Origin of the sequence: Streptomyces himalayensis subsp. himalayensis (genome assembly GCF_013778455.1) — a bacterium.
GTDB lineage: Bacteria > Actinomycetota > Actinomycetes > Streptomycetales > Streptomycetaceae > Streptomyces > Streptomyces himalayensis.
The window spans coordinates 52311-69285 of sequence record NZ_JACEHE010000009.1; the positions used below are offsets into that span (position 1 = coordinate 52311).

Below are 16975 nucleotides of genomic sequence, written 5' to 3' on the forward strand. Positions count from 1 at the left end.
GGAGGCGGGCGGGCATGCTCCCGCCGCGTGGCGGTGGGAGGGGGCCGGGGCCATGACTCGCCGGGGACGCCGACGTCGGCGTGTCGCGGAGGGGCAACCAGCACGGCGAGCTGCCGCTCGCCGACTACGACCATCTGTCCGTCGGCTCGCTGGAGCACCGGATCCGCGGGTTGCCCGCCGAAGATCTGCAAGAGCTGCTGCGCTACGAACGCGAGCATGCCGACCGCACACCGGTGGTCGAGCTCTTCACCGGGCGGCTCGACCAGCTGAAGAGCGGCAGCGCCCCGTCGCCGGGCGGCGGCGACATCCGTCCCGAGCAGCCCGGCCCTCCGTCCGGCGGACCCCCGGTGACGCCCGAAACGTCCGCCGAACCGATCCATCCCCCGCCGCACGGCACGCCCCCCACCGGCCCGGGCAAGCCCAAGGGCGACCGCCCGTAGACGTTCCGAGAGCCAAGGGCTCGCGCCGAGACCCCGTGCCGACGCCGCCCTACGGTCGCGTCCCCGCCGCCAGGCGTACCGACGTCTCCACCAGTGAGACGGTGAACGGATGCCGTGGCGAGGTGAGCACCTCGCGTGCCTGGCCCTGCTCGACCAGTTCGCCCGCGTCGAGTACGGCTATCCGATCGCCGAGCGCGGCTGTGTCCAGGTCGTGCGTGATCAGGACCAGCGACAGGTCGTGGCGGTCGCGCAGGAGACCGGTGAGGGTGTCCAGGATGCCGCGCCGGGTGACCGAGTCGAGCCCGGAGGTGATCTCGTCGCAGATCAGCACCCTTGGCCGGGCGAGGAGCGCCCGGGCGAGGGCGGCGCGTTGGAGTTCGCCGCCGGACAGCCGGTGCGGGCTGCGTCGTGCCAGATCGTCCGTGAGGCCGAGAGTCGTGAGCGTGCTCGCGGCCTCGGCCATGGCCTCGCCCTGCGTCGTTCTGCGCAGCCGTATCGCCGTGCGTGCCACCTGGTCGAGAACCGGGCGGTGTTCGTCGAACGCGGCCTTCGCATCCTGGAACACGTACTGCACGGCGGCCAGTTGGTCCCGGGTCCGGTCGCGCAGGCTGCGGGGCAGCGGGGCGCCGTCGAGCAGGATCTCCCCGTCGTGGTCGCGGTGGAGTCCGGCGAGGCAGCGGCCAAGTGTCGTCTTGCCGCTGCCGGAGCGGCCGACGACGGCCAGGCACTCCCCCGCGCGGAGCGTGAGTTCGGGGGCGCGCAGCACCGTGGTCCGGCTGTGCCGGGCCGTCAGGCCGCGGACGTGGAGTACGGGTCTGGGTCTGCCCTGGAGTGCGGGCGCCCCAGCCGAGAACTGCGTCTGCCCGGCGAGGAGTTCGCGGGTCCATGGGTGCCGTGGTGCGAGCCACAGCCGCTCCGCCGGCCCCGATTCGACCACCCGTCCCCCGCGCATGACCAGTACCTCGTCGGCGAGGGTCCGGACCACCTCCAGGTCATGGCTGAGCAGGACGATCCCGATCCCCTGCCTGGCCACCGCAGCCAGCTGGTCGACGATGCGCCGCTTCGTCAGCACGTCCTGCCCGGTGGTCGGCTCGTCCGCGACCACCGCCCTGGCGCCCAGCAGCAGGGCCTGCGCCAGTACGACACGCTGCTGCTGGCCGCCCGACAGCTGGTGCGGATACCGCCGCAACATGGCTGCCGGGTCCGGGAGTTGCGCCAGCGACAGGGCCCGGAGAATGCGCTCCCGGGCAGCTTCCCGGCGCCGGGCCCTGGGCAGGCCCCGCACCTGGTACCTCGCGATGTCCCCCAGCAGCGCACCGATCCGGCGCGCCGGATTGAGCACGGAGGCCGGGTGCTGGGGGACGTATCCGACCAGACCGTCGGGCGCGCGCACGTCACCGCTCACCCGTGCGCCCGCCGGGTACTCGCCGAGCAGCGCGAGGCCCGTTGTCGTCTTGCCGCTGCCGGAAGCGCCCACCAGCGCCGTGACCTTGCCGGGCAGCACACGGAGGCTGACCCCGTCGACGATCGCCCGGCTTTCGATCTCGACGCGAAGGTCCTTGATCTCCGCAACCTCCGTAACCGCGGTCACGTCCGGTTCCTCTTTTCCAGTACGGCGTCGAAGAGCAGGTTGCCGCCCATGGTCAGGGCGACGATGAGCAGGGCCGGGACCACCACGGCCCACGGCTGGACGAACAGCCCCGTGCGGTTGCGGTCGACCATCACCGCCCAGTCGGCGGCGTCCGGTGCGACGCCGACGCCGAGGAACGCGGCCGTGGACACGAGGTAGAGCACGCCTGTCAGCCGTACGCCCGCGTCGGCGGCGAGCGTGCGGCCCACCGACCTGCCGACGTACCCCACGGCCATGCGCCACCAGGACTCCCCCTGCATGCGCAGCGCCTCGACCGCCGGGCGCGAGGCCGCTTCCGCCGCGGCGGCACGTACGATCCGAGCGGCATCCGGGATGTTGACGAGCGCGACGAGCAGGGCGAGGCCCGCGGCACCCGGCGAGAAGACCGACGCGACGAGCAGGATCATCAGCAGCGACGGCACGGCGAGCAGCACGTCAAGGGGCCGCATCAGCAGCTCTTCCAGCCACGTCCGGTGCGTGAGGGCGGCGATGAGCCCGAGCGGAAGCGCCACCACGTAGGCCAGGGCCGTCGCGGCGAGCGCGACAAGGACCACCGAGCGGCCGCCGAGCAGCACCTGCCGCCACACGTCCCGGCCGATGAAGTCCGTGCCGAGCCAGTGCCCGCCACCGCCGAGGGTGAACGAGGCGGCGCGCGGCCCCGGCTCGCCGACGAACAGCGGCCCCAGAAGGGCCAGTACGAGCGGTACGCCCACGATCACCGCACCCAGCGTGAGACGTGACCTCGGCATCAGGCAGCCACCCCCGCCCGCGGCGCGAACCGGTGGGCCACCAGGTCGGCGCCGAGATTGAGGACCACGGTGGTGACGGCGAAGACGACGGCGAGGCCCTGCACCACGGGCACGTCGCGTTCCGCGACGGCGTTCATCAGCACGGTTCCCAGGCCAGGGATCACGTACAGCGCCTCCACGACGATGACACCGCACAGCAGCCAGTCGATCGTGCGGGCGAGCTGCTGGGCGGCCGGGGTGATCGCGTTGGGCAGTGCGTGCGCGTAGCGGATGCGGGCGCCCGGGATTCCGTAGCGGCGCGCCTGGGCGACGTACGGCGAGGCCAGCGCGTCGATCATCCCGGCGCGTACCAGGCGCGCCAGGGAGCACACCGGCCGGGAGAGCAGGACGAGGACGGGCAGGACCAGCGCGGCGGGGTGGGCGAGGAGATCGGTGCCGTAGCCCACGGCGGTGGGCGGAAGCCAGCCGAGACGGAGGGCGAAGACCGTGATCAGCAGTACCCCGAAGGCGAACTCCGGGACGGCGTACACGCCGAGCGTCATCGAGCTGACGATCCGGTCCGCGAGGCGCCCCTCGTGACGGGCGGCCAGCACGCCGAGGCCGACGCCGACCGGCACCAGCAGTGCCACCGTGAGGGCCGCGAGGAGCAGGGTCGGGCCGAACCCGTCGGCGATGTACGTGCTGACAGGCCGACCCGAGGCCAGCGATGTGCCGAAGTCTCCGTGCAGCAGCCCCGCCGCCCAGTCCGCGAGGCGCTCGTGCGCCGGCCGGTCCAGGTCCATCGCCTCGCGGATGGCCGCGATCCGCTCCGGGTCCGGCTGGTCGCCGGCGAGCGCCACGGCGGCGTCGCCCGGCAGCGCCTCGGTGAGGACGAAGACGAGCAGCACGACGGCTGCCGTCTGCGCGACTCCGAGGAGCAGCCGCCGGGCGACCCAGGAGCGCAGTCCCCTCACGCCAGCCAGACCTTGTCGAAGCGTGCCCAGTCGAGGCTGTTGGCGGGTGCCTTCTCGGCCACGCCCCGCACGCCCCGGGCTGTGCCGATGATCCAGTCGGCGAAGCCCCAGACGAGAAATCCGCCTTCGGCGTACAGGCGGCGCTGCATGCGCTCGTAGACGGCGGCGCGGTCCTGCTTGTCCTTGGTGGACTGTGCCTGCTGGTAGAGGGCGTCGAAGTCCTTGTGCCGCCAGTGGGTCGCGTTGGTGGTGGAGTCCGTGAGGAGGCGCTGGGAGATGTGGGACTCGATGGGCATGGCGCCGGAGCGGTAGCAGCACAGGGTCCCGGAGTCGAGGATGTCCGCCCAGTAGCTGTCCTTGCTGCCGGTCCTGATCTCGACGGTCACTCCGGCCTTGGCCGCCTGGTCGCGGAAGATGGCGGCGGCCTCGGTGAATCCGGCGGCGACCGGTGAGGTGTCGAGGGTGACCTTGAGCTTCTCGGCTCCGGCTTCCTTCAGCAGCTTCCGTGCCCGGTCGAGGTCCTGTTCGCGCTGCGGCAGGCCCCCGGCGTAGTACTCGTAGCCCTTGCCGAAGAGATCGTTGCCGATCTCACCCGCGCCGGACAGGGCGCCGTCGACGAGTTCCTTGCGGTCGGCGATGAGGAAGAACGCCTCGCGGACCCGCTTGTCGTCGAAGGGCGGCCGGTCGGTCTTCATGGCGAACGCCTGCATGGCGCTGTTCCGCAGCCGGACGATCTGGATCTGCCCCTTGCCCTCGTGGGCGCGCGCGGTCGCGGGGTTGAGCTCGTGCGCGTACTCGAGCTGCCCGCCGAGCAGGGCGTTGACGCGCGCCGACTCCTCGTTGGCGACGATGAACTCCAGCTCGTCGAGGTACGGGGCGCCGTCCCAGTAGGCGTCGTTGCGTTTGAAGACCGCCGACTTGCCGGGCGCGAAGGACACGAAGCGGAACGGCCCGCTGCCGACCGGCTTCTTGTCGAACTCCTCGGCGCCCTCGGGGACGATGTACGCCCCGAACGCGGCCAGCACATTGGGGAATTCGGCGGTCGGCCGCTTGAGGACGAACTCGACGGTCCGCTCGTCCAGGGCGCGGCTGGCCTTCAGGTCGATGGGTTCCAGCGACGCCTTCGCCCGGAACGTCTTCTCCGGGTCGGCGATGCGGCGGTAGCTGTAGAGGACGTCGTCGGCGGTCACGGGCCTGCCGTCGTGGAACTCGGCCTTGCGCAGGGAGACCTTCCAGCGGTCCAGGCCCGCGTTCGGCTCCCACGCCGAGGCCAGCCGCGGCTGGGCGGACAGGTCGGGTCCGTAGTCGGCGAGCTTGTCGAACAGGGCCTTGGCACGTGCGGCATCGGCGAAGAGGTTGCTCAGGTGCGGGTCGAGCGTCTCGCTCGCACCGCCCCCGGCGAAGGCGGCGCGCAGCCGTCCGCCACGCTTGGGCTTGGCATCGGCCTGGGCGGTGTCTGCGCTGGTTCCGGAGGAGTCGGCGCAGCCGGTGAGGGCGAGCGCACCGGTTCCGGCGGCGCCTCCGGCTGCGGCGAGGAAGCCACGGCGGCGCAGGCCGGGGAAACGGGAGTCGTGGGATCGGGAGCCGTCGACGGGTGCGTCGTGCATGGCGGTGTCCTTGAGTGGTGTGCGGGCGGTTGTCGGCGTGGGGGGGTGGCGATGTGTGGGGTCCAGCGGGTGCCCGCGAGGCGGGCGTGGGGAGGTGTCGGCCTACGGGTCAGGCGCACGTCCGACGGCCGAGTGTGATGCGCGAGTTCACGAGCGTGAGGCGGGTGCTCGCGAGGCGCGCGACGAGATGCAGCCGGTCGCCGTCCGCCGTGGCGCGTGGCAGGTCGCCCTCGCGCCACGGGGCTTCCGTACGAGGACCGGGCCCGTCGTACAGCGCGAGCACCTCGAAGCCGTGAACCGCGAGGAAGTGGCGCAGTTCCTGCGGGGGGAGCAGCCGCCACGCGGAGCGCTGCTCGACCGGCGGCGATCCGTCGGCGGCGGTCCACACCCGGGTGCGGCGCAGCAGTTGCGCGGCCCGGTCGACGTACAGGGCGGTGGTGGAGGTGTAAGCGGTCTCCTGCCACGTGAAACCGTCGACCGACGGCTTGTCGAGCAGTTCCGTACGGCCCAGGAAGAAGGCCCCGTTGCGCATCTCCGCGACGAGCAGGCCGCCGGGTGGCAGGGAGCGTCGGCAGGAGCTCAGGAAGCCGTCGAATTCCTCGTTGGTGTGGCAGTACAGCAGGGCGCTGTCCAGGCAGACCACGGCGTCGAAGGACTGCTCCCCGAGGTCGAAACCGCGCAGATCGGCCCGGGTGTATTCGGGGCCCGGGTGGTGGGCGCGCGCGTACTCCAGCATCGTGCCGGAGAGATCGGCAGCAATCACCGTACGGCCGGCTGCGTGCAGATGGGCAGCGTCCCTGCCGGTGCCGCAACCGATGTCCAGGACGCGCGGACCGGCTCCGTACCGGCGCAGGCAGTCCTCCGCCCAGCGTCCGGCGAGGCGTTCGGGATCGGGGAAGCGGGTCTCGTACAGCGCCGGGTTGTCGGTGAGCAGTTTTCCGCTGGTCACGGCCGCTGGCCTGCATGTTCTCTCAGGTGTTCCCATACGTGCCTCCTCACGCCCTCGCCGGTACGGCCGCCGTGGGGGCGGGCAGGACGCGGAGCCGGTGCAGCCAGGCCACACCGGCGGCGGAGGCGAGCCCGAAGGTCAGGCAGCACGCCCAGGGCAGCCAGTGCGCGCCCGTCTGTTCCCCGGTGTCCATGGCCCAGCCGACGACCGTGTTGCCCACGGCCGCGGCGATGCCCGAGACCACGTAGAACAGCCCGAAGTACGTGCCGGTGAGCTCCGGCCGGCCGAAGCCCGGGATCAGTTCCATCACGAACGGCTGGGCGATCATGACGCCCAGGTAGAGCAGCAGCGCCCCGGCCAGGACGGGAAGCGCCCCCAGCAGCGCGTCGCCGACGCCGCCGTCCGCGGCCCCGGCCCCCGCCACCGTCATCGGCGGTACGAAGGCCAGCCCCATCAGCGCGAGCCCGGAGCTGATCCATCGCGCCCGGCTGCCCCGCTTCTTCAGCTCGCGCGTGATGCGCAGTTGCAGCCAGAGGTTGCTGAGCGTGCCGACCAGGAAGACCATGCCGGCCGCACCGTCCCAGCCGGTGGCCCGGCGCGCGCCCTCCGGCAGCAGCAGATACAGCTGGCTCTCCATGGCGACCATGCCGACCATGGCGACCGCGGACGCCAGGAAGCCGCGGTTGCCAATCACCTCGCGCCAGTCCCCGAGCACGCTGTTCGCGGCCGGCGGTACCTCGCGTGCCGGAAGCACCATGGCCTGGGCGACCGTGAGCAGCGCGAAGATCCCGGCCGCGGTGAGCGCGGAGGCGCGGAAGTCGACCAGCAGCAAGGCGCTGCCGAGCAGCGGCCCGATCAACGCCCCGGTGGTCGCGAAGACGTTGAACAGGGCAAAGGCCTCGGCCTTTCGCTCCCCCGCCTCCTGGGCGAGATACGCGCGCACGGCCGGGTTGAAGAGCGCCCCCGCCAGCCCGCTGAGCACGGACGCCGCGAGCAGCACCGCCAGCCCGTCTCCGAGTGCGAAGAGCCCGAAGCCGACGGTGCGCAGCGCGCAGCCGGCGATGATGACACCGCGTGCCCCCAGCCGGTCCGACGCGGATCCACCGATGAGGAACAGGCCCTGCTGGCTGAGGTTCCGTACGCCGAGCACGATGCCGACGACCGCGGCGGAGAGCCCCAGGTCCTCGCTCAGGTGCAGGGCGAGATAGGGGATCAGCAGGTAGAAGCCGGTGTTGACGCCGAGTTGGTTGACCATGAGCAACCGGATGGCGAACGGGAAGCCACGCATGTCACGCAACGTCTTCACGAGCGGTCACTGTCCACTGAGAGGCTCGAGTGCCCGCCCGCTTCTGCGCGCGCATACGCGACGTCCGCCTCGGTGCGCGGCCGCAACCTCGTCGCCACCCTCGATCCGAGCAACGGTCGGCAGGTAGTAGCCGCAGGAGGTGATCACCCGTCGAAGCCAAGGGGCCCGTGGCAGCAGCCTGCTCATCGATCCGACCGAGCTCTCCACCATCAGCAGGTGAGCCACTGCTTCTCCTCTTCACGGCGCGGGGATTGAGGACTCCGGCACGTCGGCGTCGGCGCCCTCCGGGCACGCGTCGCCGTGACGCAGGCACACTATCGACAATCGTTTTCATTGTCATCTGATATGTGGCGTCGCCTCTCGGCCACGACCCCGCAGCTCGTGCCGATCATGGTCGACGGCGTCGCCTATCTGGTACCGCAGCGGCTGACCAAGGCGTACGAGCGGGGTCTGCTGCGCCCCGAAGACTGTGGGGCATGATCGGACGAAGATCCCCGCGGCCGATTCGCGGCCGCTGCCGGCATGGTGTTCGGACAACCCGCAGCGGCACCGGAACAACGTCGGAAGGCGGCTGATGCTCCGCCGCCATCCGATGATGCGGAATTGCAGGCTCCAAGTAGGTTTGGCACGGTCGCGTCAGGCAAGAAGCGGGCCGTGAACAACACCCAAGAACCCATGCCTGTGAACGACCCCTACGACAGAGGTCGCACCTATCGCCCTGACAGGGACGGCACCGGAGCAAACCGAGCAGCCCTGATCATCCATACCATCGCGGACATTGCCGCGGCCTTCCTGGCCCTGTGGATTGTGCTGTACCTGCTCGACGCCAACCGTGCGAACGTGTTCGTCGGCTTCGTTCACGATGTGGCGGATTTCCTGGCCGGATGGTCCCAGGACATCTTCACGATGGAGACCGAAGGCCTGCGTGTACTGCTCAACTACGGTCTGCCCGCTGTCATTTACCTGCTGATCGGGCACGGCCTGGCTGCGCGCCTGCGTCGCGTGTGAGCCATGAGGGGCCGCTCAAGTCGGCCTATGGTTCCTCCGCCGCGTTCGGTACGGAGAGGCCCTTCTTACAGAGCCTCCAGCGCCCCGATGACGGCATCCACTGCGTGCGTCATGCATGTCCATGAGGTCCCCGATGAGATCGCCCAGTACATGCATGGCGCAGCAGCGGTCGCACCGTCAACGTTCATGAGGCGACGGGTCTCACGTAGGGTGCCTTCGTCTCAGACCTCGAGTTCAGCCTCGATCTTCTTGAGCTGGTGCCGGGCCATCGCCAGATTGGCTCGGCCGGCGTCCAGCACCAGGTAGAGGAAGAGGCCGTTGCCGCCGCGCCCCTTGAGCAGCCGGATCAGGTGGTACTGGCTGCCCAGGGTGATCAGGATGTCCTCGATCTCGTCCTGCAGGCCGAGGTGCTCCATGGTGCGCAGCTTGGCCCGTACGACGTCGGTGTTGCCGGCTGCCGCGACGTTGAGGTCGAAGGTCTTGCTGCCTCCGATCGTGCCCAGCGCCATCCCGCTCGTGTAGTCGACGAGTGCGGCTCCGGTCGCGCCCTCGATCGACGTCAGGGCGTCCTTCAGGGCGGTTTCGGTGTTGGCCATGAGACGGATTCCTTTCAGCGGTTCTTACTGGTTGGCTCGGTGGTGCGGCCGGAGGTGGACCGGTAGGCGGTCGTCCGGCTGGAGGTCCTTCGGTCGCCGGTCCCTTGGTCGTTGATCCTTTGGTCGTCGGTCTTTCGGTCGTCGGCGTCCTGTGGTGTGGTGGCCTGCTCCGTGGTGGCCTGCTCCGTGGTGGCCTGCTCCGTGGTGGCTGGTGCGGGCCTGGTGCGCGGGGATCCGGTGCGCTGTCTGGTGACCCGGGCGGAGGTGGCCCGCCCTGAGGCGGCCCGGGCGGAGGCCGTCGGTTCCGCGTCGGCAGCGGCCGCAGTGGTGCGTTGGGGTTCGGCCCGGTCCATCGCCGCGTCGATCAGCTCCCCGATCCGGGTGCCGGCCCTGCGTCCCTCCAGATGCAGTCGGCCGACGTTCACGCGGTCGTCGGCCAGCAGCGTCAGTACGGCGGAGGAGCCCGCCGCGTAGGTCGCCACGTAGCCGTTCATGCCGCGGATGAGGAGTTCTCGGAAGTCGCCCTGTCCGGTGGTGTCCGTCATCCGCACGGCCACACCCAGTGCGGCCGCGGTGAGTGCGGCCACGCCCCCGGGCTCGGCTCCCGGGGTGTCCTGTGCGAGTACGAGGCCGTCGACGCTGGCCGCGAGCGCGCCGGTCAGCTGGGGCACGCGGGACCTCAACCGGTGCAGTTCGTCGAGGACTTCGGCCTCGGCCGCCATGAGCTGTCTCCTCTCGGCACGCTGTCTGAGCGCGCGGATCACAGGGCCTCCAGTGCGTCTCTGAGCCGGCGCAGCAGGGCGATGTCGGGGTCCCCCGGTGCCTCCCGGGGCCAGGCGGCCGCGGTGGCGGCTCCCGGCTCCGGCTCCGGCTCCGGCTCCGGCTCCGGCTCCTGGCGAGCGCTCGTCGTCACGATTCCCGCAGCGGCGAGACGGCGGAGGTCGACAAGGGTGTGGAACGCGGGCCGGCCGATGACGGCGGAGATGTCCGACGCCGTGCGTGCCCCGTCCACGTGGTCCAGGACGGTGCGCCGGCGCCGTGGGACGTCCACGTCGACGGGACGGCCGGTCCGTATGAGCGGCTGGGTGTCCGTCGCCGGTTCCGGCCAGATGCGGTGCAGCAGCTCCCGGCGCCGGAGGGTCTCGCGCTCCACCGCGTCGACGGGCACCGGGTGGATGGGGCCGAGCCAGTGCGCGACTCCGTACCGGAAGCGGCCCGGAGCGCTGGTGGGCCCGAGCGTGAAGAACGCCGCGTCGTACAGCGCGCCGAGGTGGCAGAGTTCCAGCGCGCCCCGGGGCACGCGGCCACTGTCGATCAGAAACCGTCCCACGCGCTGCCCAGGCCCTGCCTGGGTGACGGCCTCCCACCAGCCCTCGGGGCGCAGGGCGCCGCCGGCGGTGAGCAGGACGTCGAGCCCGGGTGAGGCGGGGCTCTCGGCGTGCACCACCTGTCCGTCGGAGAGGAAGAGTGTGCCGCGTTCGCGCATCAGGACGCCGGTCGCGCGCTCGGCGGCAAGGCGGCTGAGCATGGGTGAGACCGCGGCCTGCGCGCCGCTGCGGCCCGTCGCACCGGCTGCTGGTTTCCGTGCGGGCAAGCGGTTCGGAGGAGGAGTCCGCACCGCCGTCATCCCAGCACCAGTCGTTCCGCGATCTCGCCCAGCCGTATGCGGGCGAGCGCGAGGTTGCCGTCCGTACGGCCCAGCCACAGGTGCAGGAAGACGCTGCTGTCGAAGGTCGTACGGACGAAACGCAGGACGTGGTAGCTGTCGCGGTTGCTGACGATCAGGTCCTCGACCGGTGTTTCGCCGCCGGACCAGTCGGAGCCCTCGGCCGGGGCGAAGGCAAGGTTCTCCGCCGCTGTCCTGGCGAGCTCCGCCGCCTCCGCGGCGGTGGCTTCGTGATCGCCGTTCGGCGAGTCCCCGACCGTGCCCAGAGCCAGCCCACTGGTCCAGTCGACCACCGTGGCACCTCGCGCGCCGGGCAGTCTCATGGCCTCCAGCAGGCACTCGTCAATTCCGGGCACCCCCGCCCCCTCCCGGCACATTGGTTCGGATGAGTGATGTAGAAACTACGTAACGTGTGTGCCCTGCGGGGGGATTCTGGCAAATTCCCCTGGAACATGCGGCAGTTGGCTAAGGTTGGCCGATTGCCCTGAGGACTCCCGGCGCACTCCGGCGCGCTCCGGCGAGCTCCAGCCGTCCGCCGGCGGCAGAGGCGATGCGATCGCGGTCGAGCGCCCGCGCCGCGAGCGAGCGGGACCAGCGCATCGGCCGACGCGCCGACGGCGCGCCGACATGCGCATGCCACTCCATTGGATACGTCACTGGCATTGCCCTGTAACACTCCTGACGGAGGCTCGTGGGGCACCTCCGGTCCCACAAGCAACTCACCCCCCACGTGGCCGGGTTGACAGGACGAATCGCCCCGGCCGCCCTGATCCGCGGGCACCGGGTGAGGAGGAACTGATGGCTCAACACACATCTCGCCGCGACCTTCTGAGATCCATCGGGGTCGCGGGCGGCGCGGGAATGCTCTACTCGGCGATGGGAGCACTGGGTGTGGCGCCGGTCCCCGACGTACGGGCGGAGGAGTACCGGGCACCCCAGAACAGCGACTTCACGCTGACCGGGCGAAGTGGCAAGAAGGTCCTCATACTGGGCGGCGGCATAGCCGGCCTGGCGACGGCGTACGAGCTGGGCAAGGCGGGCTACGACTGCCGGATCCTGGAGGCGAAGGGCCGCCCCGGCGGCCGCAACTGGACGGTCCGCGGCGGCACCAAGCTGACCGACCTGGACGGGCGCACCCAGACGGCGTCGTTCTCCAAGGGCCAGTACATGAACGCGGGCCCGGCCCGGCTGCCGCAGTCCCATGTCACGCTCGAGTACTGCCGTGAACTCGGCGTAGCTCTCGAGGTGTTCACCAATCAGAACGCCAACGCGTACATCTACCACGAGAACAGCGCCGCGCTCGCGGGCGAGGCCATGCGGTGGCGCACCGCGAAGGCCGACGTCTACGGCTATGTGTCCGAGCTGCTCGCCAAGGCCACCGACCGGGGAGCCCTGGACAAGGAGCTCACCGCGGACGACAAGGACCGGCTGATCGCGTTCCTGCGGAACTTCGGCGCCATCAAGGGCAAGGCCGACGATTACGCCTACGCCGGCACCGACCGGCGCGGCTACTCGGTCGAGCCGGGTGCGGCCTTCGAGGAGGGCACGGTGCTCGGCCCGGTGCCGTCGCTGTCGGACGTCATCGCGAGCGGCGTCGGGCAGCGCTTCTCGTTCGAGTTCGGCTACGACCAGGCCATGCTGATGTTCCAGCCGGTGGGCGGGATGGACGCGATCCCCTACGCGCTGGCGAAGGCCATCGGCCAGGACCGGATCACGTACGGCGCGAAGGCGCTGGAGGTGAGCGACCTCCAGGACGGCGCCGAGGTCACGTACGAGGACGCGCAGGGCCGCACGCGCACGCAGCGCGCCGACTTCGTCGTGGCGGCAGTCCCGCCCATGATCATGGCCCGGATCAAGCACAACCTGGGCTCTGACATCACCGCGGCACTGAAGTACGCCGTCCCAATACCCGTCGGCAAGGTCGGGCTCGAGTACCGCAGCCGCTGGTGGGAGACGGACGAGCACATCTACGGCGGCATCACGCCGACCGACACGGACCTGGCCACCATCTGGTACCCCTCGTACGGCTACCAGGGTCAGCGCGGCACGCTCATCGGCTACTACAACTTCGGCGCCAACGCCGTCGCGTACAGCGATCTGCCGCACGCCGAGCGGGTGGCGCGGGCGGTGAGCCGGGGCGTGAAGATCCACGGCGAGAAGTACCGCACCGAGCTCGACCAGTCCTTCAGCGTGGCTTGGCACCGCACGCCCCACATCGAGGCCGGCTGGGTGGGCTGGCCCTCGCAGAGCGGCCCGGAGTACGCGCTTCTCAACAAGCCCGCGGGCCATGTCTACTTCGCCGGCGACTGGCTCAGCCATGTCATCGCCTGGCAGCACGGCGCGTTCACCTCGGCCCGCAAGGTCGTGACGGACATCCACGAGAGGGTGATGGCTGCATGAAGCGGTCTGCGAAGGTGTTGATCGGTGCGGCCCTGACCGGTTCGCTCCTCACGGGCGGCACCGCGCTGGCGGGAGCCCAGGGCTGGTGGCCCGGCCCGAAGGAGGTGCGCGTCATGCTGCCCGACGGCCAGTCCAACCCGGCGATCGCCAATGGCGTGGCAACGGGCGGGGAGGTGGCCGTCTATCAGAGCAGCGGACTGGGGCCGTCCGCGCTCAACCCGTCCGCGCCGGAGGGTACGCCCGAGCGCTTCACCGACCCCTCCCTCACGGAGGGCGCCGAGGGCGTCACGGTCACCGAGGCGCAGGCGCTCGTCGTGCTCCGCAACATCAAGACGAACCTCGAGGCCGCGGGCCTGACCCCGGCCGACGTCATCACGATGAAGTGCTACCTGATGAAGCCGCCGGGCGCCGAGCTCGCCGACTACGCGGGCTGGAACCGCGCGTACCGGCAGTTCTTCGCCAACATCGACCTGAAGTCGGACGAGGTGGTCCCGGTGCCCATGGGCACCTCGCCCGCGAAGCCGCCCCTGCTCGCCAACAAGGCCCGCCCGGCGCGGGCCACGATGGAGGTCGCCTCGCTGGCGGTGAAGGGCTGGCTGGTCGAGGTCGAGGTGACGGCGACGTACAAAAAGCGCTGATCAGCGCGGAAAACTGCCCTGCGGGGCGGAGCCCGTGATCGGGTTCCGCCCCGCAGGGGCGCGTTTGCGCCTGTGCGGGGTTCCAATAGGGTGCTGGTGGGAACTCGTGTCGACGTCACCGCGAGGGCGAAGGTGGTGGGCACGATGGAGTTGCCGCTGGTCGTGGGTGTCGACGGATCGGACTCCAGCCTCCGCGCCACGGACTGGGCCGTCGAACACGCACTGCGCCATGGACTGCCGCTGCACCTGGTCAACGCCTCCCTCTGGGAGCGCTACGAGATCGTGGCCGCGCAGGACCGCGGAAAACGTCCGTCCGGGCAGGTGCTCGCCGAGAACATCGTCGCAGCCGCTGCCGAACGCGCCCGGTACCGCAATCGTGACCTGAAGATCACGACCGAAGTGGTGCGTGAGGACCCCGCGCGGGCCCTGCTGCAGGAAGGTGAGGAAGCCTCCGCACTGGTCCTGGGCTCGCACGGCCGCGGCGAGGTCGCCGATCTGCTGCTCGGCTCGGTCGGCCTGGCGGTGGCGGCGCGCGCCCACTGCCCGGTGATCATCGTGCGCGGCGACGACTTCAGCGTACGGTCCGGACACGGGCACATCCTGCTCGGTGTCGGAGACCGCTCCGCACCGGCGGCGGTGCAGTTCGCCTTTCGCGAGGCCGAGGCGCGCCGCTGCACCCTCGACGCCGTACGCGCCTGGCGCACCCCGGCCCTCGAGGCGCTGGAACACCCTCTCGAGGCAGCCGCCGGGCGCCCCCGCTCCCCCGCAGAGCACGCGCGCCAGCACGAGAGCGAGGCGTCGGCCCGGCTCGACCAGGCGCTGCGGGAGGCCGCCCGGGAGCACCCGGGGGTGCGCGTGCGCCGCGCCACCGTCGAAGGCCCGGCCCGCAAGGTACTGGTGCGCCGCTCGGCCGCGGCGGACCTCCTCATCGTCGGAGCCCAGCGCCGCCCCGGGCATCTCGGTCTTCAGCTGGGTGTGGTCGGCCATGCCGTGCTGCACCACGCCGAATGCCCGGTCGCCGTCGTACCCCAGCCGGCGTGACGCCTCCGAGAAAGGATTGCGGTCATGCGACAGAGCGGGACGGTCGGATTCTGGCGGTGGCGGCACAATCTGCTCAAACGCCGCTCCGACGTCGTCGAGGCATGGGTCGTGCTCGTCGTCGCCGTGCTGCTGGTGATCGGCCTGCCCCTGGCAGGCGTACTGGCCGGGCTGCGCGTCGACAACGAGCTGCAGCGCCAGCGTGAGGAGCGGCAGCGCACCACCGCGGTGCTGGCCGAGGACGCGAGCGCGTGGCAGGCGGGCAGGTACGTGCGCTTCCAGGCGACCGTGCGGTGGACGGGGCCCGACGGCAAGGAGCACACGGCGAAGGCGGACGTCGGGCCGGACAGCCGGGCCGGTTCCACCACCCGGATATGGACCGACGGGAAGGGTGAACTCACCGGAGAGCCGGCCACCGAGACCGAGGCCGCGAGCGCTTCCGCCCTGGCCGGACTGCTGACCATGGGCGGCACCGGGGCGGCGGTGCTGGGTGCGCGCTGGGTCGTGCAGCTGGGCATCGACCGGCACCGCGCCGTGGCGTGGGAGCAGGAGTGGGCCCGTGTCGGGCCCCAGTGGGGCAAGCGGCTCACCTGAGGCGGGACGTACCGATACGAGAGTCGACTCACACGAGACACGAGACACGAGACACGCAACGCGAGACCAGCTGAGACGAGACCGGTCGAGTGACGACCGGTCTCGCGCTCAGAAGCGGCCGCTTTCGCGCTCAGAAGCGGCCGCCCCCGCGGTAGAGATCGAGTTCGCCGTCGAGTTCCACGGCGAGCACCGTCGCGTAGTCGTCCAGGTCGGCGGCTGCCGGCGCATCGATCCACAGCACACCGGGCGCCTCATGCAGGCCGCCGATGACCTTGTGTCCGAGCTCCGTGCCGGTGCCGAGCACGCTCACGCGGCGTACTGGCGTACGCAGGCCGCGTACGCCGATGGAGCCCCGCGGGATGTCGAAGACCGTCAGGTAGAGGGTGCGGCGGTCGGCCGACAGGGTGCTGGGGCCGTAGTGGTGCCCGGCGGGCAGGCCGCGGACCGTGCCGTACACCGCGTCCGCGTGCCTGGCGATCCAGGCCCCGAGGCCTTCGAGGCGCTCGACCTGCTCGGAGGGGATGGTGCCGTCCTCCTTGGGGCCCACGTCGAGGAGCAGATTGCCGCCCGCCCCGATGGTCTCGGTGAAGTAGCGGATCAGCTGGCCGGTGGACTTGTGGTTGTGGTCGTGGTGCCGGTAGCCCCAGGAGTCGTTGATCGTCAGGCACAGCTCCCAGGGCCCTTCCGGGGGAACGATCGGCACACCCTGCTCCGGTGTGGCGTAGTCGCCCTCGCTGAGCATCCGTGCGTTCAGCACGCAGTCGGGTACCTCGGAGCGGATGAGCTCGGCCAGCTCACCTATGCGCCACTGCTCCTCGGTGCGCTCCCACTCACCGTCGAACCAGAGGAGGTCGGGGCGGTAGCGGGTGCAGAGCTCTCGGACCTGTGCGTCGCGGTAGTCGAGGTAGCGCGCCCAGGCTTCGAGGTCCTCCCGTTCCTTGGGGACCTCGGCATACGGGTTGTCCTCCTGCTCGGGCGGCCGGCCCTCGTAGCGAGTGGAGGCGTAGTCGGGGTGGTTCCAGTCGTTGTGGGCGTAGTAGAAGCCGACCTTCAGGCCCTGCTCGCGCAGGGCCTCGACATAGGGGCCGAGCAGGTCGCGGCCCGCCGGTGTGTGGCGGACGACGTTCAGGTCTCCCTGAGCGGTGTCCCACAGGGCGACGCCGTCGTGGTGACGGCTCGTCAGCACCCCGTAGCGGGCGCCCGCACGGGCGAACAGCTCGGCCCACTCCCGGGGGTCGTACTTGGCGGCCGTGAAGCGGTCCAGCTGCGCCATGTACTGGTCGTGCGGGACGTCGCCCTCGAAGAACGACCACGACTCCTGTACGCCGTCGACGGCGTAGATGCCCCAGTGGATGAAGATCCCCAGCTTCGCGTCGGGAAACCATGGCTGCATCGCCATGC

18 protein-coding genes are annotated in these 16975 nt (G+C 70.9%); 7 read left to right on the forward strand and 11 right to left on the reverse strand.

Annotation, left to right across the window (positions count from 1 at the left end):
- Window positions 1-80: 80 nt before the first annotated feature.
- Window positions 81-440, forward strand: a complete 360-nt coding sequence (locus H1D24_RS16670; protein WP_181658364.1) for a DUF8129 domain-containing protein — start codon at window positions 81-83, stop codon at window positions 438-440.
- Window positions 441-489: 49 nt separating this feature from the next.
- On the opposite strand, the gene H1D24_RS16675 is transcribed toward H1D24_RS16670, so the two are convergent.
- The 6 genes from H1D24_RS16675 to H1D24_RS16700 all read right to left on the reverse strand — a co-directional run bounded on the left by H1D24_RS16675 (window position 490) and on the right by H1D24_RS16700 (window position 7616).
- Window positions 490-2031: an ABC transporter ATP-binding protein gene (locus tag H1D24_RS16675; RefSeq protein ID WP_309484344.1), complete on the reverse strand. Its 1542-nt coding sequence runs from the start codon at window positions 2029-2031 to the stop codon at window positions 490-492.
- Window positions 2028-2819: an ABC transporter permease gene (locus H1D24_RS43575; protein WP_309484345.1), complete on the reverse strand. Its 792-nt coding sequence runs from the start codon at window positions 2817-2819 to the stop codon at window positions 2028-2030. Before H1D24_RS43575 ends, H1D24_RS16675 begins: the two co-directional genes overlap by 4 nt.
- Window positions 2819-3772: an ABC transporter permease gene (locus H1D24_RS16685; RefSeq protein ID WP_181658365.1), complete on the reverse strand. Its 954-nt coding sequence runs from the start codon at window positions 3770-3772 to the stop codon at window positions 2819-2821. Before H1D24_RS16685 ends, H1D24_RS43575 begins: the two co-directional genes overlap by 1 nt.
- The gene (locus H1D24_RS16690; RefSeq protein ID WP_181658366.1) at window positions 3769-5379 is read right to left on the reverse strand and encodes an ABC transporter substrate-binding protein; all 1611 of its coding nucleotides are present in this window, start codon (window positions 5377-5379) and stop codon (window positions 3769-3771) included. Before H1D24_RS16690 ends, H1D24_RS16685 begins: the two co-directional genes overlap by 4 nt.
- A gap of 109 nt (window positions 5380-5488) precedes the next feature.
- Window positions 5489-6328, reverse strand: coding sequence for a class I SAM-dependent DNA methyltransferase (locus H1D24_RS16695; RefSeq protein WP_309484346.1), 840 nt, complete (start codon window positions 6326-6328; stop codon window positions 5489-5491).
- Between the two features lie 46 nt (window positions 6329-6374).
- Complete coding sequence (locus tag H1D24_RS16700) at window positions 6375-7616, reverse strand: MFS transporter (protein ID WP_220136840.1); 1242 nt, start codon at window positions 7614-7616, stop codon at window positions 6375-6377.
- A 363-nt stretch (window positions 7617-7979) separates the two neighbouring features.
- Here H1D24_RS16700 and H1D24_RS16705 point away from each other — a divergent pair, with 363 nt between their 5' ends.
- Both H1D24_RS16705 and H1D24_RS16710 read left to right on the forward strand, forming a co-directional pair.
- A complete protein-coding gene (locus H1D24_RS16705) occupies window positions 7980-8114 on the forward strand; it encodes a hypothetical protein (RefSeq protein WP_374064248.1) in 135 nt (44 codons plus the stop codon).
- 195 nt (window positions 8115-8309) lie between these two features.
- Window positions 8310-8642, forward strand: a complete 333-nt coding sequence (locus tag H1D24_RS16710; protein ID WP_246459778.1) for a hypothetical protein — start codon at window positions 8310-8312, stop codon at window positions 8640-8642.
- Between the two features lie 221 nt (window positions 8643-8863).
- Here H1D24_RS16710 and H1D24_RS16715 read toward each other — a convergent pair whose 3' ends face one another.
- From H1D24_RS16715 to H1D24_RS16730, 4 genes are all read right to left on the reverse strand, one after another.
- The gene (locus H1D24_RS16715; RefSeq protein WP_181658369.1) at window positions 8864-9238 is read right to left on the reverse strand and encodes a roadblock/LC7 domain-containing protein; all 375 of its coding nucleotides are present in this window, start codon (window positions 9236-9238) and stop codon (window positions 8864-8866) included.
- 14 nt (window positions 9239-9252) lie between these two features.
- Window positions 9253-9960 (reverse strand): roadblock/LC7 domain-containing protein, encoded by a 708-nt coding sequence (locus tag H1D24_RS44050; RefSeq protein WP_181658370.1) that lies wholly within the window; start codon window positions 9958-9960, stop codon window positions 9253-9255.
- A 38-nt stretch (window positions 9961-9998) separates the two neighbouring features.
- Complete coding sequence (locus H1D24_RS16725) at window positions 9999-10766, reverse strand: transcriptional regulator (RefSeq protein ID WP_258564120.1); 768 nt, start codon at window positions 10764-10766, stop codon at window positions 9999-10001.
- A gap of 95 nt (window positions 10767-10861) precedes the next feature.
- Window positions 10862-11260, reverse strand: a complete 399-nt coding sequence (locus tag H1D24_RS16730) for a hypothetical protein (protein ID WP_181658372.1) — start codon at window positions 11258-11260, stop codon at window positions 10862-10864.
- 442 nt (window positions 11261-11702) lie between these two features.
- Here H1D24_RS16730 and H1D24_RS16735 point away from each other — a divergent pair, with 442 nt between their 5' ends.
- The 4 genes from H1D24_RS16735 (at window position 11703) to H1D24_RS16750 (ending at window position 15574) form a co-directional block, all read left to right on the forward strand.
- Window positions 11703-13304, forward strand: coding sequence for a flavin monoamine oxidase family protein (locus H1D24_RS16735; RefSeq protein WP_181658373.1), 1602 nt, complete (start codon window positions 11703-11705; stop codon window positions 13302-13304).
- The gene (locus H1D24_RS16740; RefSeq protein ID WP_181658374.1) at window positions 13301-13942 is read left to right on the forward strand and encodes a Rid family hydrolase; all 642 of its coding nucleotides are present in this window, start codon (window positions 13301-13303) and stop codon (window positions 13940-13942) included. Before H1D24_RS16735 ends, H1D24_RS16740 begins: the two co-directional genes overlap by 4 nt.
- A gap of 144 nt (window positions 13943-14086) precedes the next feature.
- Window positions 14087-14983, forward strand: coding sequence for a universal stress protein (locus tag H1D24_RS16745; protein WP_181658538.1), 897 nt, complete (start codon window positions 14087-14089; stop codon window positions 14981-14983).
- 24 nt (window positions 14984-15007) lie between these two features.
- Complete coding sequence (locus H1D24_RS16750) at window positions 15008-15574, forward strand: Rv1733c family protein (protein ID WP_181658375.1); 567 nt, start codon at window positions 15008-15010, stop codon at window positions 15572-15574.
- A gap of 130 nt (window positions 15575-15704) precedes the next feature.
- On the opposite strand, the gene H1D24_RS16755 is transcribed toward H1D24_RS16750, so the two are convergent.
- Window positions 15705-16973 carry an alpha-L-fucosidase gene (locus tag H1D24_RS16755; RefSeq protein WP_181658376.1) on the reverse strand — a complete coding sequence of 423 codons (1269 nt, stop codon included), beginning with the start codon at window positions 16971-16973 and terminating at the stop codon, window positions 15705-15707.
- Between the last annotated feature and the right edge of the window lie 2 nt (window positions 16974-16975).